Below are 21,105 nucleotides of genomic sequence, written 5' to 3'. Positions count from 1 at the left end.
ATGTATAACCACCGGGGGTAGAGCACTGTTAAGGCTAGGGGGTCATCCCGACTTACCAACCCTTTGCAAACTCCGAATACCGGTGAGTTCAATCATGGGAGACACACGGCGGGTGCTAACGTCCGTCGTGAAAAGGGAAACAACCCAGACCGTCAGCTAAGGTCCCAAAGTTACAGTTAAGTGGGAAACGATGTGGGAAGGCCCAGACAGCTAGGAGGTTGGCTTAGAAGCAGCCACCCTTTAAAGAAAGCGTAATAGCTCACTAGTCGAGTCGGCCTGCGCGGAAGATATAACGGGGCTCAAACTGTACACCGAAGCTACGGATGCGTATTTATACGCATGGTAGAGGAGCGTTCTGTAAGCCGTTGAAGGTCAAGGTGTGAACCAGGCTGGAGGTATCAGAAGTGCGAATGCTGACATAAGTAACGACAAGGGGAGTGAAAAACTCCCCCGCCGGAAACCCAAGGGTTCCTGTCCAACGTTAATCGGGGCAGGGTTAGTCGGCCCCTAAGGCGAGGCTGAAGAGCGTAGTCGATGGGAAACAGGTTAATATTCCTGTACTTGTTTGTAGTGCGATGGGGGGACGGAGAAGGCTAGGCCAGCACGGCGTTGGTTGTCCGTGTTTAAGCTGGTAGGCAGAGATCTTAGGCAAATCCGGGATCTTAATGCCGAGAAGCGATAACGGTGACTCTACGGAGTCCGAAGTGGTCGATGCCATGCTTCCAAGAAAAGCCTCTAAGCTTCAGCTACAAATGAACCGTACTCTAAACCGACACAGGTGGGTAGGTAGAGAATACCAAGGCGCTTGAGAGAACTCGGGTGAAGGAACTAGGCAAAATGGCACCGTAACTTCGGGAGAAGGTGCGCCGGTTTTGGTGAAGGACTTGCTCCGTAAGCTGAGACCGGTCGAAGATACCAGGTGGCTGCAACTGTTTATTAAAAACACAGCACTCTGCAAACACGAAAGTGGACGTATAGGGTGTGACGCCTGCCCGGTGCCGGAAGGTTAATTGATGGGGTTATCTCACGAGAAGCTCTTGATCGAAGCCCCGGTAAACGGCGGCCGTAACTATAACGGTCCTAAGGTAGCGAAATTCCTTGTCGGGTAAGTTCCGACCTGCACGAATGGCGTAATGATGGTCACACTGTCTCCACCCGAGACTCAGTGAAATTGAAATTGCGGTTAAGATGCCGTATACCCGCGGCTAGACGGAAAGACCCCGTGAACCTTTACTACAGCTTCACAGTGAACTTTGAATTGGCTTGTGTAGGATAGCTGGGAGGCTTTGAAGCGATGACGCTAGTTGTCGTGGAGCCAATCTTGAAATACCAGCCTGGTCAATTTGGGGTTCTAACTCAGGTCCATTATCTGGATCGAGGACACTGTGTGGTGGGTAGTTTGACTGGGGCGGTCTCCTCCCAAAGAGTAACGGAGGAGCACGAAGGTCGGCTAATCCTGGTCGGACATCAGGAGGTTAGTGTAATGGCACAAGCCGGCTTAACTGCGAGACAGACACGTCGAGCAGGTACGAAAGTAGGTCATAGTGATCCGGTGGTTCTGTATGGAAGGGCCATCGCTCAACGGATAAAAGGTACTCCGGGGATAACAGGCTGATACCGCCCAAGAGTTCACATCGACGGCGGTGTTTGGCACCTCGATGTCGGCTCATCACATCCTGGGGCTGAAGCCGGTCCCAAGGGTATGGCTGTTCGCCATTTAAAGTGGTACGCGAGCTGGGTTTAGAACGTCGTGAGACAGTTCGGTCCCTATCTGCCGTGGGCGTTTGAGATTTGAGAAGAGCTGCTCCTAGTACGAGAGGACCGGAGTGGACGAACCTCTGGTGTTCCGGTTGTATCGCCAGATGCATTGCCGGGTAGCTACGTTCGGACGGGATAAACGCTGAAAGCATCTAAGCGTGAAGCCTCCTTCAAGATGAGATCTCACTGGAACCTTGAGTTCCCTGTAGGGCCCTGGAAGACCACCAGGTTGATAGGTCAGGTGTGTAAGCGTTGCGAGGCGTTGAGCTAACTGATACTAATTGCCCGTGAGGCTTGACCATATAACACCCAAACCGGGCTGTTATAACAGACGGAAACACCAGGCAACTGCTGCCTCTACAAAGAATCTCTCAAAAAACTCATGTATCCAACCCTATTTGGTGAAACTCTGCCGGGTCGATCGACCGATCCCCTTCAGACAGACAACACCATAACAGTTTGCTTGACGACAATAGAGCTGTGGAACCACCTGAATCCATCCCGAACTCAGAAGTGAAACGCAGCATCGCCGATGGTAGTGTGGGGTCTCCCCATGTGAGAGTAGGTCATCGTCAAGCTCTTAAATAGAACACCCCGTCCTGCGCTGCAGGGCGGGGTTTTTTACGTTATGCCTTACTGAAAGTCGCTTTTTGATGTCAGGATACTTGCCCAAGATTGTTACTGAATGAAGTAATCTCTATCGGCGCTGGTTTTTTATCACGGGACTGGGTTTGTCGATAGGAGCAGGCTATAATTTGGGGCCTGATTCTTTTTTGATATAAGGCTTTTTATGCCTAAAGCTGGCGCCCTTCACCCATCCTGGCAGCAGGTTCTCGGCGATGAGCTGGAGCAACCTTATATGCGACAGTTACGGGTGTTTTTAAAAGCAGAAAAAGCTGCTGGAAAAATCATCTACCCGCCGGGACCGCTTATTTTTAATGCGTTTAATCACACTCCATTTGATCAAGTACGCGTGGTGATTATCGGACAGGATCCTTACCATGGCCCCGGCCAGGCCCATGGTCTGAGCTTTTCGGTACAAAACGGTATTCGTTTACCACCGTCACTGGTGAATATTTTCAAAGAGGTCGAGGCCGACCTCGGCATTCCGATGAGTGGCAGCGGTGATTTGACACCTTGGGCAGATCAGGGTGTTTTGTTGTTGAATGCCACTCTGACGGTTGAGCAAGCCAGTGCTGGCTCTCATCAGAAAAAAGGCTGGGAGCAGTTTACCGATGCAGCCATTCGAATACTGAATGAACGGCGCGAGGGACTGGTATTTGTACTTTGGGGTAGTTATGCGCAGAAGAAAGGTGCCATGATTGATCAGAATAAACATCTGGTGTTGAAATCAGTGCATCCATCACCGCTATCCGCACATCGGGGATTTTTTGGTCAGAGACAGTTTTCGACGATCAATCAGTATCTGAGTCAGCAAGGGCAGCTGCCTATTAACTGGGTCTTATAGGTCGAATGCCTAGTGGGCATTCTCAATTATTTGACACGGCCTGTAAGGCAAGGCGTTGGACGCCGAGAATGACGCGTCCTTTTCAAGTCCAATAATACCGTATGGCGGGATATTGACCCTGACCCTTCGGGCTGAGGCGTCCAGTACGGCGTTATTCGTCACTTGTTTAGCTCGCTAAACCGCGCTCCTCATGCCTTGTTCTGAAACTAGCTGGCTCTCAGCCGGCTCGGTTTAATCATTGAGAACGCCCCCCTGGCAATTCAAAATCCCCAGTTTGTCGTTTACTCTATTTTAAGTAGTATTACATTCTTTAATCCTATCTGTCGGCTGTTGTATTTTATGCCAAGAATTGTATTAGACCTTCATCTCTCTGCTGATGATTATCAGCGATACTACTCGGGTTCTGTCCATGTGGTACAAGCACGAGCTTTGGATGGTCGAATGATACGTTTTCCTGCCGGTGTGCTGCGCCATGTGATTCGCCATGATGGTATTCACGGTCAGTTTGCTATTGATACGGATGACGAAGGCAAGTTCCAGCGCATTGTCGAGCTGCCTGGCGTATAATTACGCCCATTTACCAACTTCTCAGGGAAGCCCTGATCCGTTATCCAAAGCGGCTGGCGGCTTGGTTTTGACTCGCGTTGAGATTTGTCTACGAGGTTTTATATGGATTGGTACAGCACCTTCCGCCCATTATTGTTCAGTCTTAGTGCTGAAACCGCTCACGAACTCAGTCTGGATTTACTGGGCGCGGCCGAGAGACTACGAATATTGTCGTGGTTAGTGCCAGAAGTGAAGGATGAACCTGTTACCGTGGCGGGTATTGAATTTCCTAATCCGGTTGGTTTGGCCGCAGGCCTGGACAAAAATGGCGATTATATTGATGCCTTGGCGCGACTTGGCTTTGGTTTTATTGAGATTGGTACGACCACTCCTCGCTCGCAACCTGGAAATTTACAGCCTCGCCTGTTCCGTATACCCGAGCGTCAGGCGATCATTAACCGTATGGGATTTAACAACAAAGGCGTGGATTACCTGATTGAACGGGTCAAGGCTGCCCGTTACCGCGGGATACTGGGTATCAATATCGGCAAAAACTTTGATACGCCAGTAGAAAATGCAGTCGATGATTATCTGATCTGTCTGGAAAAAGTGTATCCGTACGCCTCTTATATTACTGTGAATATTTCCTCTCCCAATACACCTGGGCTTCGGACCTTACAGTATGGTGATGCCTTGAAAGAACTGCTGCAGCCGCTCAAAGTGAAGCAAACGGCGTTGGCAGAATCCTTTGGTTACAAGCCAATCTTTGTCAAAATTGCACCAGACATGAATACCGACGAAGTGGCACTGGTCGCAAACGCATTAGTGGATTGTGGTATGGATGGTGTGATTGCCACCAACACCACTTTGGATCGTACCGGTGTTGAAGGTTGTAGACACTCCAACGAGCAAGGTGGATTGAGTGGTGCTCCGCTGGAAGAAAAAGCCACCGAAGTGCTGGAGAATCTGACTAAAGCACTTGCTGGTCGTATTCCAGTGATTGGTGTTGGTGGTATTACCGATGGCGCAGGTGCCATTGACAAGATTAAAGCGGGTGCCCAGCTGGTGCAGATTTACAGTGGCTTTATTTATCGTGGTCCAGAGTTGATTCGTGAAGCCGTTGAGGCAGTAGCGAACAATCGTTAGACTTGTTTTCAGGTACCTAGTAAATAGCCTGTAGAGGTTGTCCGGAAAAAGAAGGCCCCGCTTGCGGGGCCTGACCTCCCTGGTGAGGAGGCTTAGGATAAAAGGGTGGGCCACATATGGCCAGGAATTCGGGGTGTTAAGTGGTCAAACGACCATACGATGAATACCAGAAACGCCTGTATAACCATCCCAGTGATCTGAGCGACCAGAGCGCCAACCGGACAACCAGGCATCCCTCATCGCTCCTTCTGGCGGAGCCAGATCTTTGGATCGACGTTCAATACCGGCACGATAGCCGCGGGAAAAAGCTCGTTCTTGCAGATCGCGTTTCTGTTTTTTCATACGATGCATCCTCGCTTATTAAACAAATATCGCTGCTGGTCGTTCAGTTCAAGACGATCCCCCTCAGCGACATCTACAGTTGTAGCGCGTTGACGGTCGGTCTGTTAACGAATTTATTTCTATAAAATGACAACCTCTTGTAGCTATACGCTATTTGAAAGAATAGGCCAACCTGACTATGCAAAATTTAGACTCATCTACCATCTATCACTGGCTGGCCAGTTGCAGTAAAGGAATTGAATCCATCTTATCCAATGAAATCAATGAGTTGGGTGGGGAGGTGGAGCGAGAAACCCATCTGGGGGTGCATTGGAAAGCAGATCTGGAGACGGCTTATCGAGTTTGTTTATGGTCTCGACTGGCTAGCCGAATACTGTTACCAGTGCATGAAAGTCAGGTTAGCAATGTCGACCAAGTATATGAAGAAACGCGCCAAGTTGATTGGACGCAAGTTTTTTCGCCGTCATCGACCTTCAGAATCGACTTCCATGGCCGAACGGATTTCATTAATAACACCCAGTTTGGTGCCCAGAAAATCAAGGACGCCATTGTTGACCGCTTTCGTCTGGATACTGGCACCCGTCCCAACGTGGATAAAAACGCTGATGTGAGGATTGAAGCTCAGCTGCGTAAAGGCAAACTGGCCTTATATTACAACTTTAGTGGTTCAGGTATGCATCGCCGTGGTTACCGTTTGCAGCCTGGCCTGGCACCGTTAAAAGAAACCCTGGCAGCAGCATTGCTGGTACGGGCCGGTTGGCCAGCTCTGGCGGCGGCAGGCAAACACTTGGTTGATCCCATGTGCGGCTCGGGCACCTTGTTGATCGAGGCCGGATTGATGGCAGCAGATATTGCGCCTGGCCTGAATCGTCAGCAGCATGGCTTTGAGCACTGGCGCGGCCACGACCGCAAGCTGTGGCTGTCACTGGTCGATGAAGCACGATTACGGCGTACTGCTGGATTGGAGGCCATGAACAGCCGTTTTTATGGATTCGATATCGATGCCAGACAGTTGGAAGCGGCGACGGCCAACCTGTCACGTTCTGGGCTGGCTGCTCATATTCATCTGGAGCATCGTTCGATTGATCAGTTACGGGTAAGCAAGGATGTGATTGAAGAAGGGGGGATGGTGATTTGTAACCCGCCTTACGGTGAACGTCTGAGTGAGTTGCCGCAACTGGCTTCTCTGTATCAGCAATTCCACGATGCCACCATGCAAATGCCGGAATGGAAACTCGCGGTATTCACCGCTAATACCGATCTTTCACGGGTTATAAGACGACCGTTAGATAAGCAATATAATTTGGTTAATGGCCAGATCGAAACCAAGCTGTTGGTGTTCGGCGCTGCCGATGAGCGCTCATCTCTCCCCAAAATGTCGATGATTCGTGGCCCGGTGGAAGCCTTTGCCAATCGCCTGAAGAAAAACCTCAAGCCGGTACAGAAATGGGCCAAACGGGAGTCGGTATCCTCCTATCGGGTGTACGATCAGGATTTGCCGGAATACGCCGTAGCCATCGACTGGTACATTGATGCTGCCAAAGTGTCCGGTCCGCAGGGTACTAGCCAGAGCGGAGCTGAATGGTTACATGTACAGGAATATGTACCACCGAAAACGATTGAGGAAGCTAAGGCCGAGCGACGGTTACTGGATGTGCTGGCGGTGCTGCCTGAAGTCACAGGTATTCCTGCTGACCATATTGTGCTCAAGCGTCGTGAACGTCAAAGTGGCAAACGGCAGTATGAAAAACGTTCCAGTGATGGCCTGATTCGGCACCGTTTTCCGACCATGGAAGGTCGAGTGCAAGTCTGGGTGAACCTGAAAGATTATCTCGATACCGGTCTGTTTCTGGATCATCGCCCGACCCGTCTGGAAATAGCCAAGCGGGCTGTAGCACAGCCAGGTATGTCGTTCCTGAACCTGTTCTGTTACACCGCGACTGCCAGTGTTCATGCTGCAGAAGCCGGTGCTGTGTGCACCAGTGTGGATATGTCGCGTACCTATCTGGGTTGGGGGCGGGAAAATTTCGATCTGAATGGCATTGATACCAGTAAACACGAATTTGTGCAGGCTGATGCGCTGCAATGGCTGGCAGACTGCTCACAACAGTATGACTTGATTTTCATGGATCCACCGACCTTCTCCAACTCCAAACGGATGGAAGGGGTGCTGGATATCCAGCGTGATCATGTGCTGTTGATTCAGCAGGCGGTTGCTTGCCTTAAGCCGGGGGGAACGTTGATCTTTTCGACCAATCTGCGCAAGTTTGCCATCGAGGAAGAAGCGTTGAGTGGGCTCAGCATCCGCAATGTCAGTAAATGGTCTGTTCCTTTTGATTATTCACGTCGTCCGAATATTCATCATTGCTTTCATATTCAGGTGGCTGAGTAGTTTTTTGTAGCCATACGGTGAAGGAATCAATCGCTCTCCGCTGTCATCGATCCAGCCCCTACAAGATCTCCGACAAGATGTTGTAGGGGAATCTCAGGTTTATTGTCTGTTTGTTCGACGCAAGGTTTTTGTCCTCTTTGTGCACCTATACGATGCTTTTGTCTTATTTTTGCACGGTAATGAGACATTTTTGTCTTCTTTGGCACTTATAAAAAGCTTAACTTCCTCACTTAAAGACTGAATACTTATTATTTGCGCACAGTGCTGGTGCCTATAGTTTCCACTTTGCTCTGTAATAGAGCAAATTATTAGCTTAATTTGTAGCAAAGTTGACAGTTTGGTATGAATCCTGCTTTTTTAACCCCCCTGAATATATGAAGCGCCATTTTGGTGCCATTACTCGATAGCGTCTATCGGTCAATGCCTGAGTAAACGATTAGGGGAATTCTCGTGGGGAATCTGGATTTGAACGGTGTTAACAGTGCCGTAGAAACACTGATGTCTGGTACCAATACGCTGTTTATTTTGCTGGGTGCCATTATGGTGCTGTTAATGCATGGGGGTTTTGCTTTTCTCGAAGTCGGGACGGTTCGTCATAAAAACCAGGTAAATGCCCTGGTTAAAATTCTTACCGATTTTGGTATCTCGACGCTGGCATATTTTTTTATCGGTTATCAAATTGCTTACGGTAATCACTTCTTTGCCAGCGCAGATACCCTGGCAGTCAATAATGGCTATGAGTTGGTCAAGTTTTTCTTTCTGCTGACCTTTGCTGCGGCTATTCCTGCCATTATCTCGGGTGGCATTGCCGAGCGTGCCAAATTTTATCCGTTCCTGATTGGGTCTGGCTTGACCGTGGCATTTGTCTATCCCGTGTTTGAAGGGATGATCTGGAATGGCAATTATGGCTTTCAAGACTGGCTGGAGAGTCAGTTTGGTGCCGCGTTTCATGATTTTGCCGGTTCTGTCGTTGTGCATGGTGTGGGAGGCTGGATTGCCTTTGCTGCGGTTTACTTGTTGGGTTCGCGTAATGGACGTTACCGCAATGGTCGTGTCGTGGCGTTTGCGCCATCCAACATTCCTTTTTTGGCATTGGGCGCCTGGATTCTGACTGTGGGTTGGTTCGGTTTTAATGTGATGTCAGCCCAGACGATTGACGGTATTTCCGGTTTGGTGGCCGTGAACAGTCTGATGGCGATGGTTGGCGGTACCCTGGTGGCCATGGTCGTCGGTAAAAATGACCCTGGCTTTATTCACAATGGCCCGCTGGCGGGGTTGGTGGCGGTATGTGCTGGCTCGGATATTATGCACCCGATCGGCTCGTTATTGGTTGGTGGGGTTGCCGGGGCATTGTTTGTCTTTGTGTTTACTCTGGCCCAGAACCGTTTCAGCAAGTTTGATGATGTCCTTGGTGTATGGCCCTTACATGGTCTGTGTGGTTTGTGGGGTGGTATTGCGGCGGGTGTTTTCGGGGCGGAATCGCTGGGTGGATTGGGAGGCGTCAGTTTTACTGCCCAGGTTATTGGTTCGCTGGCTGGCGTTCTGGTGGCGGTTGGCGGCGGCTTTATTGTATATGGTCTGGTTAAGGTTGTGGCAGGTCTGCGGCTGACCGAAGAAGAAGAGTTTAATGGTGCGGATTTGTCGATTCACAAAATCGGCTCTACCAGCGACGATGGATGATATTTGCCGTTGCCGACCAGACAAAAAAGGCGCTCCGGCGCCTTTTGGGGTTCTGTCATGTTAAGAAACGTTATAGCACCACCTCAAAACACTCCAGCTGCGGTGGCCCTATATAGATATCCTTACGTGTGCCTCCGGCATTGGCGTGTGCCTTGCGGAAAGCTTCAGACTTGGTCCAGTCTTCAAATGCCTGCTGGGATTCCCACACCGAATGGGAAGCAAACAAGACCTGCTCTGTCGTGGTTGGACCCTTCAGCAAGTTAAAAGAAGTAAAACCGGGTACTTCTTCAAGGAAGGTTTCGCGGTTTTTCCAAATATCGATAAAATCCTGCTCACAACCGGGTTTGATACGAAAGCGGTTCATGGCGATGTACATGGTGTTCTCCAGAGACGGTGAAAGGGAGGCGAATCTCTCAAATAATACCTGTTGGAGTGACACCGTTGATAGTTGCTGGATCAACAGCTGCCGTTATGTTGCGGTATGTCAGTAACAATCTGGCAGAGAGATAGGGGAATCACCCATCTGTGATTGTGAACTGGATCACATTCACAGGTGGGTGAGCTGACATTTTCGCCGACTCTCATAATACAGTCGCGGCCTGTCACCAAGCTGCAGTAAGCTAATCGCGACCAGACGTTCGTTCATATATAGATAGCTGGAGATAAACGTTTTATGAGTATGGAAGCCTGGCTGAATATTTTGTCCCATAAAGATGGTTCTGATTTGTACCTCAGTACCGGAGCACCGCCTTGTGCCAAATTTCAGGGGCAATTACGTCCATTGTCGAAGGATCCGCTGGGTCCCGGTGACGTTGAAGAAATAGCCAAATCGCTGATGACAGATGCACAAAAAAAAGAATTTGCCGAAGAAATGGAAATGAATCTGGCGATTTCGAACAGTGCTGGCCGATTCCGGATCAATATTTTCAAACAACGCCACGAAGTGTCGATTGTGGCGCGTAATATCAACACCGAAATTCCTAATCTCGACAAGCTGAAGCTGCCGCCTATTCTGAAAGACGTGGTGTTGTCCAAGCGTGGTCTGATCCTGTTTGTGGGTGGTACTGGTTCGGGTAAGTCGACCTCGCTGGCAGCCTTGATTGATCACCGGAATGCCAGCGCTGGTGGTCATATCATTACCATCGAAGACCCGGTGGAATTTGTCCACAAGCACAAAAAATGTATTGTTAATCAACGTGAAGTCGGCACCGATACCAAAAGTTTCCATGCCGCCCTTAAAAATACCCTGCGCCAGGCCCCGGATGTAATTTTGATTGGTGAGATTCGGGATCGGGAAACGATGGAACATGCGTTAGCCTTTGCAGAAACCGGTCACCTGGCGATTTCTACCCTGCACGCCAACAACGCCAACCAGGCGCTGGAGCGGATCATCAATATGTTTCCGGAAGAACGTCGTCCGCAGCTGTTGATGGGGCTGGGGCAGAACCTGAGGGCATTTGTGTCACAGCGGTTGATTCCTACTTCGGATGGTAAGCGCTGTGCGGCGGTAGAAGTCATGTTGGGCACCAAAACCATCGAAGATATGATTATGCGGGGCGACTTCCCGAGCATTAAAGAAGTCATGGAGAAGTCTGAAAACCTCGGGATGCAAACCTTCGATGCCGCGATGTTTAATCTCTACCGCGAAGGGCGTATTACATTGGATGACGCGTTAAAAAACGCTGATTCAGCGAATAATTTACGCTTACGGATCAAGTTGGCCGAAAACGGTGGTTCGATGGCGAATGAAGAGAAAATCGGGACGGATGGTAAGCCCATGATGGAATTCAGTTTGATGGAAGACAAGGTGCTGGAGGATGGTGACGAAAATTTCTGATGGCCATCCACCGCATTGTCCTGGTCATGGCGCAGGGCACAATGCTTCCGCTTCAGACTGGTTGGAACGCTTGCCTGCTGGGCGGCAGAATCGCTACGACAGCGGTGAGATGATCTGCCGGCCGGGCATGACCCATAACCGGGTCTTTCTGCTGAACAGTGGCAGTGCCCGTATTTGCCTCTCGGCGGAGCATCGGGAGTTGACGCTGGGCTGTCTCAAGCCTGGCAGTATTTACGTGACACATACCCGTGCCTGGGTTGAAACGCTTGAACCCACAACCATTACCAGCTGGCCGATCGAGCAGCTCACCCTGTTGATTGTGGAGGCGCCGGAAATTGCCATTACTGCCATGCGGGAAGTGGGGCAGATGCTACAGCAGGCGACCAGTCTGATCGAAGACCTGGCATTTCGCTCGGTGGAATCACGATTGGCACGTTATCTGTTGCTGGAAGAAAGTACGCAGCAGCGCCAGACCATCGAACTGACCGGTCAAACGGAGCTGCTGGCCAGCCTGTTGGGTACATCGCGTCAGACCTTGTCGACGTTGCTAAACCGGATGATCCGCGATGGCATTGTGGCGCGTCCGGATCGTCAGCATTTAACACTACTGGATACGCTGCGGCTGCAACAGTTGGCAAGCGTGTCCTGATTAGTTACCCAGTAAAACTGTTTTCCGTAGGCCTGCATCCGTGATCCTGGTTTCCGCACTGTCAGCTGGCTGACAGAATCAGGCAAGCACAGCGATTACCTTGTTATCTGACTAACACAATAATGAGGTTGAATATTATGAATATCCGCGCATCCGATACTACGCCCACCGCCACTGATAAGATCGATCGGGATCCTCTTGATCGTTATGTGAGTTTCTGCGGCATTGATTGCGATGGCAATGCCAATCGGCTGCTGGCCATGCTGGAAAACCATTTGGCCACGGGCGATGGTGATACGCGCTGGCAGACCTACTTCCAGCAAAAGCGCGAACAGCAGGCCGCGATGAATCAGGATAATTTGTATTTTATTGGTGCGCAGATGAACAGCTTGTACAGTTACCTTGAAAGCTGTGACGACGACGCGGCGCTGGCATTGTTGTGGCAGCTGGAACAGGAGTGTTGTTAACGGCGGAAAAGTAACGGCGGTTGTGAGGCAAACCGCCGTTAGCCGTCAGGGCAGACTAGCCAAGAACGGAATCGACCAATGCTTTGGCATCGGCTTCCAGCAGATCGATATGGGCTTCAGAGACAAAGCTTTCCAGATAGATTTTGTAGACATTCTCGGTGCCGGAAGGGCGGGCCGCGAACCAGCCGTTGGCTGTTTCTACCTTGAGGCCACCAATCGGAGCACCGTTACCCGGTGCCGTGGTGAGAATACGGGTGATGGCATCGCCTGCCAGAGTATCGCCCTGAACGGCGTCCGCACTCAGTGAAGACAATACGGCTTTTTGCTCAGCGGCACAGGGAACATCGATACGCTTGTAGTAGGGACGGCCGTAACGGGCGACTTGCTCTTCGTACAGTTGTTGCGGGTCTTTCCCTGTAACGGCCAGGATTTCAGCCGCCAGCAGCGCCATGATGATGCCATCCTTGTCGGTCGTCCAGACGCTGCCATCCTTACGCAAGAACGAAGCCCCGGCGCTTTCTTCACCGCCAAAGGCCATGTCACCCTTGAACATGCCTTCCACATACCATTTGAAACCGACGGGTACTTCACACAGCTCACGCCCGAGGCCATTGACCACCCGGTCGATCATGGCGGAAGACACCAGCGTCTTGCCGAATTTCACATTCTGCGGCCAGTCCGGTCGGTGAGTGGCCAGATATTCAATGGCAACGGCCAGGTAGGCGTTCGGATTCATCAGGCCAGAAGAGGGGCAGACGATACCGTGACGGTCGTAATCCGGGTCGTTACCCACAGAGATATCAAACTGGTCTTTCATGGCCAGCAGGTTGGTCATGGCGTACGGCGAGGAGCAGTCCATACGAATGCGGCCGTCCTTGTCCAGCGACATAAAGCTGAAGGTCGGGTCAATGGCATCGTTGACGACCGTGATGTCGAGCTTGTATTTTTCCGCAATTGGCTTCCAGAAGTGCAGACCAGAGCCGCCCATGGGGTCAACCCCAATCCGGATACCGGCCTTGGCAATTGCGGCCATATCCACCACGTTGCCGAGGTCGCTGACGTAGTGGCTGATATAGTCGAAGTCTTCCACCAGGTTACTTTCGTTGGCATCTTCTGCCGGTATCCACTCAACCTCGTCCAGATCATTGGCTAACAACTCGTTGGCGCGGTTGGCAATCCAGCTGGTGATATCGGTATCGGCTGGGCCACCCATGGCCGGGTTGTATTTGATGCCACCGTCTTCTGGAGGATTATGGGAGGGCGTTATGACGATGCCGTCGGCCATATCGTCGGCATCGGCATCCTGGTTATGGGTCAGGATGGCGTGTGAAATCACCGGTGTCGGGGTGTAGCCATCGCCATCCTGAATACGAACGCGCACATCGTTGGCGACCAGAACTTCCATCGCTGTACCAAAGGCTGCTTCCGAGAGCGCATGAGTGTCTTTACCCAGATACAGGGGACCTTTAACACCGGCTTCGGCCCGATATTCGGCAATAGCCTGACACACGGCAGCAATATGGTTTTCGTTAAACGTGGTGTTAAACGCGGAACCACGATGGCCAGAAGTCCCAAAGGCAACCTTTTGCTCCGGGTTATTCACGATGTCTGGTTGCTGGCGGTAGTAAGCTGCCATCAGGGCAGGTACGTTAACCAGGCTGGCGCGTGGCGCGACTTTTCCGGCATCCGGGTGAATAGCCATAATTTCGATCCTTCCTTCTCGTTAGTATGCTGTCGTCATGCTGCTGGATAATTGTGACAGATGCAATTCTCTGCTTGGCTATCATGATTGCATGGCATTGAATAAGACGTTTCTTATCAACAATCTGTTGTGTTACCGGGGAAATGCCGTGTCGCTATCCAGCCGTAAACTGATTAAGAGCCAATGGCTGAGCCGATTGTCTGCGACTGAAAACAAACAATCACAGCAGGAGCAATAGACCACCGTGGCTGAACCGCTAAAAAATCGTTATGGGCTGGAGGTAGCCGATGTATTGGCGCAACAGATCACCGCTGTCTGGCCCGACTTTGACTCCCGTGCTTTTATGAAACAGGTGTCAGTGGGCTATGAAGGACTCGATCTGATGGCCAGAGGCCAGCAGATCGCCGATGTATTGCAACAGTATCTGCCAGCGGATTATGGTGAGGCGATTGCCATTTTGATGCAATCTGTGGGTGTACCATTGCAAGACGCCCGCAGCTTTTCGATGTCAGCTTTCTATTACCTGCCGCATACCTGCTTTGTCGCATCGTACGGGCTGCAACATTTTGACGAGTCAATGGCCGCCCAGTACCAACTGACTCGGCGTTTTACCGCCGAATTCAGTATCCGTACCTTTCTTCAGCAACGACCGGCTGAGACGCTGGTCTGCTTGCGACGCTGGTGCGAAGACCCGGATTACCATGTACGACGGCTGGTATCGGAAGGAACGCGACCGCGTTTGCCATGGGCGCGACGGTTGCCCGAATTTCAGCGCGATCCAACGCCGGTACTGGCGTTACTGGAAGAGCTTAAAGACGACCCGGAGCTTTATGTACGGCGCTCGGTTGCCAATAACCTCAATGATATTGGCAAGGATCACCCGGAATTGCTGGTGGACGTCTGTCGTCGCTGGATGGTGGATGCATCCGCAGAGCGTCGCTGGGTGGTACGTCATGCGTTACGTTCAGCGGTTAAACGCTGCGATGTCGCTGCTCTGGCGGTACTCGGGTTTGACAGTGAGCAAACCGTACGGGTGGAGCAGACTCGTGTTCAACCGGGGGTTGTGCCGATGGGTGGGGACGTGGAATTGCAGGCAACGCTGACATTACCGAAATCCGCCCGTGAACCGCTGCGGCTGATGGTGGATTTTCGGGTGCACTATGTCAAAGCCAGTGGCCGTACCTCGGCCAAGGTGTTCAAGCTGAAACAGCTGACGCTGGTGCCAGGCCAAATCGTGACGCTCAGCAAAAAACTGTCGCTAACGGACAAGAGTACCCGTCGCCATTATCCGGGTGTGCATGGTATTGAACTGCTGGTTAATGGTAAAGCCTGGCCATTGGGGGAATTTGAGCTGCATCTCACGTAACATCTACAACCCTGTGAGTAACATGACCGGTTAACGATTCGATTGTATCCGCTGTCTGCCAATAGCACGTTTTCGCCGTGACCTGTCGGACTTCGGGCTGTCCTATTGCAGAAAAACTGAATTCGCCTCAATTTTGCGCAAAAAACGCTCAAGCCAGACTTCCTCTCGCGACGAACGCCTAAGTCCGACAGGCTCCGAGGGGCGTTCTATCATTGAGAGCGCCCCCGTGGTGCATCAGCAAGTCACTAAGCCAGTATTATGGAATAGCGGAGTGGTGCAATAGCGTAGATTGTCATAAGCAGGGTTATGGAAAACCGCTGTTTTTTATGGTGTATTGTTCACTTATTCCGGTTTATTCATCACTATCCCTGTCAGATAGGGCACAACGAGTACGCCATGCCAGAGGTTTGTTATCAGGGGCGCATTTTTCAATTACGAGAGGATGAAACCATTCTGGCGGGCCTGCTGCGTCAGGGGGTTGAACTCGAATATTCTTGCCGGGCAGGTGTCTGTAACGCCTGCATCATCAGGGCAACGGCATTTGACCCGGATCTGGAACGGCTAAAAACCGGAACACTGGCACCTAACCTGGTGGCGAGCGGGCATTTTCTACCTTGTAAAACACGGCTCAAGGGTTCCATCGAACTGCTTGATCCTGCTCCTGGACTGGCTGATAACCCTGTTTATGCAAGGACGACGGTGACCGGACTGGTGGTTGGCAAGCGCTGGTTGACCGATGACATTGTACAGTTACATGTTCAGCCATCGGTTGATGTGATTTATAAGGCCGGGCAGTTTGTCTGGCTCTACCACTCAGATGGCCAGGCACGTCCTTATTCGCTGGCTTGCTCTCCGCAACGCCGACAGCCGTTGGAGTTTCATATTCGTCGTCATGATCAGGGCCATGTCAGCCGCTGGATTACGGACGAGTTGACGGCGGGTACGGACATTGCTCTCAGTCTGGCGGATGGTGACTGTTGCCTTGAAGACGGTATGAATACGGTGGTGATGGTGGCTTTTGGTGCCGGATTGGCACCAATGGCTGGTATTAGCCAGCAAATACTGGATGGTGGTGAAGCGGCTGTGGGTGGACACCTGCTCCATGTCGCCCACGGTAAGAATGGCTTGTATGGCGAATCGGACAGTTGGGATCTGGCGGGTGAGATACAAGCAAGTGCCTCAATGCAATACACCGGTCTTGAAAGTCGCAGTGAACTGTTTACATCACTGGCGTCGTTGAACAGCCGTTATTGCGATGCCTACTGGTTTTTATGTGGTAGCCCGGACGCGGTGTATCAGAGTCGCGATGAGTTATTACGGCTGGGGATTCCGGAAGGCCGTATGCGGTTTGATCCGTTTGAAAGCCAACCGCTGGTGGCTTTGCCAGAGAATGACGAGTGTCAGCCTGATTACCCTGACCCTCAACCAGAGCTTTGGGCCTGGCTCAATGAAGATAATCGCCTTGCCACCATCGTGGCAGACTTCTACTTGCAGATTTTTGCTGATCCGATTTTGTCCCCTTATTTTGAAAACATCACCCGGCGTCGTTCCAGGGAAAAGGTTTTCAGCTTCTATCAGCGCGTGTTTAGTGGTGAGCCGAGTTTTTTTGGAGACAGGCCTGACCATGCCCATCACTGGATGGTTCATAGCGACGATATTTTTGATTATCAACTGCTGTTGATGGAACAAACCCTGAAAAATCATGAGATGCCCGGCTTGCTGATCACCATCTGGATGAGCTACGAAGAGTACTTTCGCCGCGATATTATCAAAACCCGGCCGGAAGGGTATTGACGGAACGTGCCTGCCTGCAGGCGCTGTCGGTCAGCAAGCGGCTACCGTAAGATTATAAAATGAGTATCTGTAACGGTTGTCAGACCGCTATCGATAACGCTACCGAAGTACGTGTCATCTCATACGAGTCATATTGACTGCTTCCGTGTTCTTTTTAATCCCCCGCTTGTGGATCATAAAAGGCCAAATCTTTTTAGCTGTTAAGTCAAACTTTATTTTTTCACCCCCTTGTTTGTTCTCTTTGTTAGTCTGGCCGATGTGGTTGGGAAGCACGACCAGTGGCTCGAATATCTGGTGGTGTTCATTCAATGCGTTATGCATTAAACCTGCATCTGCGCACATGTCGCCGGGTTTTTGTCTCGGGGGGAACCAGTGATCGCTATCGATAGCCGTAACAGGTGGTTCGATTCCCGGCGTTTTTTGTGGCAAGGGGGTGGAATGCTGTCAAAAAAGTAACGTTTCTGAAGTGAGTAGTAGAGCGTTTTTCAGACAGGGATTCACCGCTCAAAAAGGATGGTAGATAACTCAGGAGAGACTGCGTGAACGCTGCAGCTATGGATACACCAGCGGAAAAAGCATTATTTGCGCTGGCATTAAAATATGAAGTGATTACCGGTAATCGGGTGAAATGGCGGCAAGATACAGAAGCTGCTTTTCAGATGGTAATGGAGGCGTTATCGAGTAGCAGGAACGAATTATTTCAGGCGGCGGTGGCCTTTCTGGAAGCTCAGCCTGTTGCCGGACGCAAGGCTTTTTTACGATTGCAGCAGGAGATTGTACCGGACGGTTTTGAAGCACGGGTTGAAATGTATCGAGGGGTTGCCTTTCGACAACTTCGATCCACGGATGCGGATCAGCAGGCAGGCGAACAGAGTCTGGTACACAGAACTTATCGTGGCGTTGCCTACGAAGAGCCGGTAACCCACAAAGATGCTGAGTCGGATAGTCGTAAGGGTAAACGTTTGTATCGAGGGCGACGTTATTAGCACTCGAACCGCTGGTGAGAATCAGGCCAATGCCCGTCAAGGAACGGAGTAAAGGTGAGGTTCTAACCGAGGGGAGGCGGATCAGAGTAAATGTCAATCTCTGATGATTGTTGAACCCGATAACCGGGCAAAACCGCATTGTCATAAAAAACCCGTACTCAGGAGAGCACGGGTTTTTTTATGCCTATCGTTTTTATGCGATGTCTTCGCGGCAATGTTTGCGGGCCAAAGCCCGCTTGGGCGGTTTGAACCGGTTTAATTCAGCTGACCCAGATTGATCAGCTGGATCTCACCGCTGTTGTCGTCAACACCGTCGTTGTCATTAACAATGTAGACGTCGCCAGAAGCGGTCATGGCAGACCCTTCGATCTTCTCAGGTACCAGTCCACCGGCGGCTTTCAGGTCATCCATCAGGTCACGTACCAGCGTCTTGCTGATGGTAGTTTCACTGCTGATATTGGTCATATCAATCTTGTACAGGCGCTTGATTGCGGCATCCGGGCCACCCTGATTATCGCGCTCCAACACCAGGAAGCGGCCGTCACCCAGTGAAGTGATGTCGGACAAGCCGACCCAGCCGCCATTCTGGGATTCAACCGCATCCAGTGGGTAGAATACAAAACTCCAGTTCTGGGTCGTGAGGTCGTAAATGCCAATACGCGGGTTGGCTTCGCTGTTCCAGGCGCGCTGGAAGGCAACATACAGCTTGCCATCGTATTCGGCGACACCTTCGAAACCAAAACGCAGCTGCACTGCATTCAGGGTATCCGGCAAGGTAACGACGTCAGAGATCACGCCAGCAGAGTCGGCATGGAAGAGAAAATTCAGCTTGGTGATGTCGCGGGCATCATCGTTGAAGGTGCCCGCGCCTTCGGAAGCAATCCAGAAGCTGCCATCGGTCATAACGGCAATACCTTCGCCGTCAATATTGAGCGACTTGTCGTCATTGATCATGGCAGCCAGGTCAGCATCGTCGAAGCTGTTGGCGTCGATAGCAGCTCCTGACGTTGAGACGGCGGCAAAAATATCATTGCTGTCCAGCAGCTTTATTTCGGTGGTCAGCATGGCTGGCTTGGTGCTGATATCGATACCAAATACGCGGTTCTGGCCATAGAAGCTGTCTTCCAGCGACCACAGCATGTCAGCATTGGATGGATCGGCAGACAAGCCGGACAGGGCGGAGAATGGGATCGGCGAGCCATCGGCGCGTTCTTCAGAAATAATGGTTGGGTAGGCATCTTCTTGCTGCGCCAGGCGGTAGATGTTCAGGCTGCCACGGAACTTGCCACCACGATCATCTTCTTCGCTGGCAGCCACCAGCAGGTTGCGGGAAGGAATCGCCTTGACGCCTTCAGGCCCCATCGCGGCTGGCAGTACCTGGAACAGCTCTGGATTGGCAGGGTCGGCCATGTCGAAGACAAATACCAGGCTGGCGCGCTCGGAGTTGACGAACAGGAAGCCGTTGTCACCAAACTTGCCGTATTCAGCATTTTCCAGCTCGGCACCCTTGTTGCCGGAACGGCCGTCGGGATATTGGCCGATCATGGCCACGACCTGATCCATCATCAGCGATTCAACTACATCACCAGAGGTATTGAATACCGTGAAGGTACGGCTGCCCCCGTTCATGTCGCCTTCGTCAGCGGTCACAAACAGTTCATTGTTCACCCAGGTAACACCGTCTGGTTCGCGTGGAACATCCAGTTTTGATTCGGTCTGGGAGATGATGGCAGGATCTTCTTCGGTCAGGTCAACACCGTCGAGGTCAACCGTGCCGGCGCTGAAGTGGTTAATGACGCTGGCGGTTGCCAGATCAACCAGTACCAGATGGTTGTTTTCCTGCATGGTGACAACGGCAATATTGTTGTCATTGATGTCGACGTATTCTGGTTCCGGGTCGGTGGGGGCAATATCCGCCAGCCCGGTCATATCAACCTGGGTGGCTGTCCAGTTGGCCGGGTCGCTATCGCTGGTATCAACCACCATCAGGAAACCGGCGGGCAATTGTGGCGAAACATCAATCTGACCGTCGTCCAGGTCTTCGTCGCGTTCGTTTTCGATCGCAACGGCGGCGTACATGCCGTCGTGGCTAACAGCCACAGAATCTGGCTGGCCGCCCATATCAATCGTCGCAACAATGGTCTGGGTCGCAATATCAACGACCGTCAGTGAACCGGAAGGTGTAACGAAGTCTGTCGAGGTATTAACCCCTACCAGAGCATAGTTGCCCACTACGGCCACCGACGTTGGCTCTCCGCCGACATCCAGTGTACCTGCTGCTACCGGGTTGGCAGGATCCTTGATATCAACAAAACCGATCTGCTCCATTGGGCTGTCGGTGTAGATCAGGGTCAGGCCATCCTTGCTGTAATCGACGATTTCCGCCACGGTTTGGGTATCGATATCACAGCTAGCAGAAATCTGCTGACACACCGGGAACGTCGCGATGCGAACAAAGTTCATCTCTTTGTTGGCGTTACACAGGTAGCTGGTTGCAGTGATTTCGTCGGCATCCAGTGCGCCGTCGCTGTTCAGATCGATACCGGAGTCAACCTGTAGGCCACCGGCGTAGCATTTGGCGCTCAGCTCTGGCAGTTCAGTTTGCTTGATCAGGCTGACCAGACCAGCAGTCCCTGCCGATCCGGTAGAGCCGTTTGTACCATTTTGTCCAGTTTCACCCTGGGCACCATCTTTGCCATTTTTACCATCATCGCCAGCACAGCCCGCCAGCATAAACGGCGTGGCCAGGGCAATTGCCTGAACCAGTTTCAATAGTTGCATCGTTCCATCTCACCTTGTTGTTTTGGAGACAACATAATGTGGAACTTAAATGTCAGGGGTGTTGCACAAGGATGACAATGGTTTGTATTGGCAGAGTCGGCTGTTAGGGGACACTAGCCGGTTTGTTAATGGAGGGAGCGAACGCGGGTTCCGGTTTGCAGGAACCCGTATTGCATTTGAGCGACAAACAG

16 protein-coding genes and 2 rRNA genes (1 of these 18 cut by a window edge) are annotated in these 21,105 nt (G+C 51.5%); 13 read left to right on the top strand and 5 right to left on the bottom strand.

Translation table 11 applies throughout. The annotated features are described in order from the left end of the window. The 5 genes from SOJ49_RS12805 to SOJ49_RS12785 all read left to right on the top strand — a co-directional run. Positions 1 to 2,060 (top strand): 23S ribosomal RNA (locus SOJ49_RS12805) (it extends 826 nt beyond the left edge of the window). Between the two features lie 160 nt (positions 2,061 to 2,220). After that, positions 2,221 to 2,336, top strand: a 5S ribosomal RNA gene (gene rrf, locus SOJ49_RS12800). A gap of 212 nt (positions 2,337 to 2,548) precedes the next feature. Continuing rightward, the gene (gene ung, locus SOJ49_RS12795; protein WP_369854891.1) at positions 2,549 to 3,226 is read left to right on the top strand and encodes a uracil-DNA glycosylase; all 678 of its coding nucleotides are present in this window, start codon (positions 2,549 to 2,551) and stop codon (positions 3,224 to 3,226) included. A 339-nt stretch (positions 3,227 to 3,565) separates the two neighbouring features. Then, positions 3,566 to 3,793, top strand: coding sequence for a DUF2835 domain-containing protein (locus tag SOJ49_RS12790; protein ID WP_369854890.1), 228 nt, complete (start codon positions 3,566 to 3,568; stop codon positions 3,791 to 3,793). 102 nt (positions 3,794 to 3,895) lie between these two features. Then, the gene (locus SOJ49_RS12785; RefSeq protein ID WP_369854889.1) at positions 3,896 to 4,918 is read left to right on the top strand and encodes a quinone-dependent dihydroorotate dehydrogenase; all 1,023 of its coding nucleotides are present in this window, start codon (positions 3,896 to 3,898) and stop codon (positions 4,916 to 4,918) included. Between the two features lie 144 nt (positions 4,919 to 5,062). On the opposite strand, the gene rmf is transcribed toward SOJ49_RS12785, so the two are convergent. Further along, positions 5,063 to 5,260: a ribosome modulation factor gene (rmf, locus tag SOJ49_RS12780; RefSeq protein ID WP_369854888.1), complete on the bottom strand. Its 198-nt coding sequence runs from the start codon at positions 5,258 to 5,260 to the stop codon at positions 5,063 to 5,065. 178 nt (positions 5,261 to 5,438) lie between these two features. Here rmf and rlmKL point away from each other — a divergent pair, with 178 nt between their 5' ends. Together rlmKL and SOJ49_RS12770 are read left to right on the top strand one after the other, a co-directional pair. Beyond that, positions 5,439 to 7,652 carry a bifunctional 23S rRNA (guanine(2069)-N(7))-methyltransferase RlmK/23S rRNA (guanine(2445)-N(2))-methyltransferase RlmL gene (gene rlmKL, locus SOJ49_RS12775; protein WP_369854887.1) on the top strand — a complete coding sequence of 738 codons (2,214 nt, stop codon included), beginning with the start codon at positions 5,439 to 5,441 and terminating at the stop codon, positions 7,650 to 7,652. A gap of 465 nt (positions 7,653 to 8,117) precedes the next feature. Next, on the top strand, positions 8,118 to 9,332 hold the full coding sequence (locus tag SOJ49_RS12770; protein WP_369858064.1) for an ammonium transporter: 1,215 nt from the start codon (positions 8,118 to 8,120) through the stop codon (positions 9,330 to 9,332). A gap of 70 nt (positions 9,333 to 9,402) precedes the next feature. Here the strand turns inward: SOJ49_RS12770 and SOJ49_RS12765 are convergent, their stop codons facing one another. Continuing rightward, positions 9,403 to 9,708: an antibiotic biosynthesis monooxygenase gene (locus SOJ49_RS12765; RefSeq protein WP_369854886.1), complete on the bottom strand. Its 306-nt coding sequence runs from the start codon at positions 9,706 to 9,708 to the stop codon at positions 9,403 to 9,405. A 297-nt stretch (positions 9,709 to 10,005) separates the two neighbouring features. Here SOJ49_RS12765 and SOJ49_RS12760 point away from each other — a divergent pair, with 297 nt between their 5' ends. The 3 genes from SOJ49_RS12760 to cowN all read left to right on the top strand — a co-directional run bounded on the left by SOJ49_RS12760 (position 10,006) and on the right by cowN (position 12,285). Further along, positions 10,006 to 11,169, top strand: coding sequence for a PilT/PilU family type 4a pilus ATPase (locus SOJ49_RS12760; protein WP_369854885.1), 1,164 nt, complete (start codon positions 10,006 to 10,008; stop codon positions 11,167 to 11,169). Continuing rightward, positions 11,150 to 11,818 (top strand): Crp/Fnr family transcriptional regulator, encoded by a 669-nt coding sequence (locus SOJ49_RS12755; RefSeq protein WP_369854884.1) that lies wholly within the window; start codon positions 11,150 to 11,152, stop codon positions 11,816 to 11,818. Before SOJ49_RS12760 ends, SOJ49_RS12755 begins: the two co-directional genes overlap by 20 nt. 137 nt (positions 11,819 to 11,955) lie before the next feature. Beyond that, positions 11,956 to 12,285 (top strand): N(2)-fixation sustaining protein CowN, encoded by a 330-nt coding sequence (gene cowN / locus SOJ49_RS12750; protein ID WP_369854883.1) that lies wholly within the window; start codon positions 11,956 to 11,958, stop codon positions 12,283 to 12,285. A 55-nt stretch (positions 12,286 to 12,340) separates the two neighbouring features. Here cowN and pgm read toward each other — a convergent pair whose 3' ends face one another. Further along, positions 12,341 to 13,987, bottom strand: a complete 1,647-nt coding sequence (gene pgm / locus SOJ49_RS12745) for a phosphoglucomutase (alpha-D-glucose-1,6-bisphosphate-dependent) (RefSeq protein ID WP_369854882.1) — start codon at positions 13,985 to 13,987, stop codon at positions 12,341 to 12,343. Between the two features lie 244 nt (positions 13,988 to 14,231). Here pgm and SOJ49_RS12740 point away from each other — a divergent pair, with 244 nt between their 5' ends. Together SOJ49_RS12740 and SOJ49_RS12735 are read left to right on the top strand one after the other, a co-directional pair. Further along, on the top strand, positions 14,232 to 15,353 hold the full coding sequence (locus SOJ49_RS12740; RefSeq protein WP_369854881.1) for a DNA alkylation repair protein: 1,122 nt from the start codon (positions 14,232 to 14,234) through the stop codon (positions 15,351 to 15,353). 396 nt (positions 15,354 to 15,749) lie between these two features. Next, entirely contained in the window at positions 15,750 to 17,147 is a 1,398-nt protein-coding gene (locus tag SOJ49_RS12735; protein WP_369854880.1) for a 2Fe-2S iron-sulfur cluster-binding protein, read from the top strand. A 114-nt stretch (positions 17,148 to 17,261) separates the two neighbouring features. On the opposite strand, the gene SOJ49_RS12730 is transcribed toward SOJ49_RS12735, so the two are convergent. Then, on the bottom strand, positions 17,262 to 17,576 hold the full coding sequence (locus SOJ49_RS12730; protein WP_369854879.1) for a hypothetical protein: 315 nt from the start codon (positions 17,574 to 17,576) through the stop codon (positions 17,262 to 17,264). A gap of 110 nt (positions 17,577 to 17,686) precedes the next feature. Here SOJ49_RS12730 and SOJ49_RS12725 point away from each other — a divergent pair, with 110 nt between their 5' ends. After that, positions 17,687 to 18,133, top strand: coding sequence for a hypothetical protein (locus SOJ49_RS12725; RefSeq protein WP_369854878.1), 447 nt, complete (start codon positions 17,687 to 17,689; stop codon positions 18,131 to 18,133). A 255-nt stretch (positions 18,134 to 18,388) separates the two neighbouring features. On the opposite strand, the gene SOJ49_RS12720 is transcribed toward SOJ49_RS12725, so the two are convergent. Continuing rightward, positions 18,389 to 20,914: an esterase-like activity of phytase family protein gene (locus tag SOJ49_RS12720; protein ID WP_369854877.1), complete on the bottom strand. Its 2,526-nt coding sequence runs from the start codon at positions 20,912 to 20,914 to the stop codon at positions 18,389 to 18,391. Between the last annotated feature and the right edge of the window lie 191 nt (positions 20,915 to 21,105).

The organism is Candidatus Thalassolituus haligoni, assembly GCF_041222825.1.
In the GTDB taxonomy this organism is placed as follows: domain Bacteria; phylum Pseudomonadota; class Gammaproteobacteria; order Pseudomonadales; family Oceanobacteraceae; genus Oceanobacter; species Oceanobacter antarcticus.
This window is presented reverse-complemented; position numbering and strand designations above follow the sequence as displayed.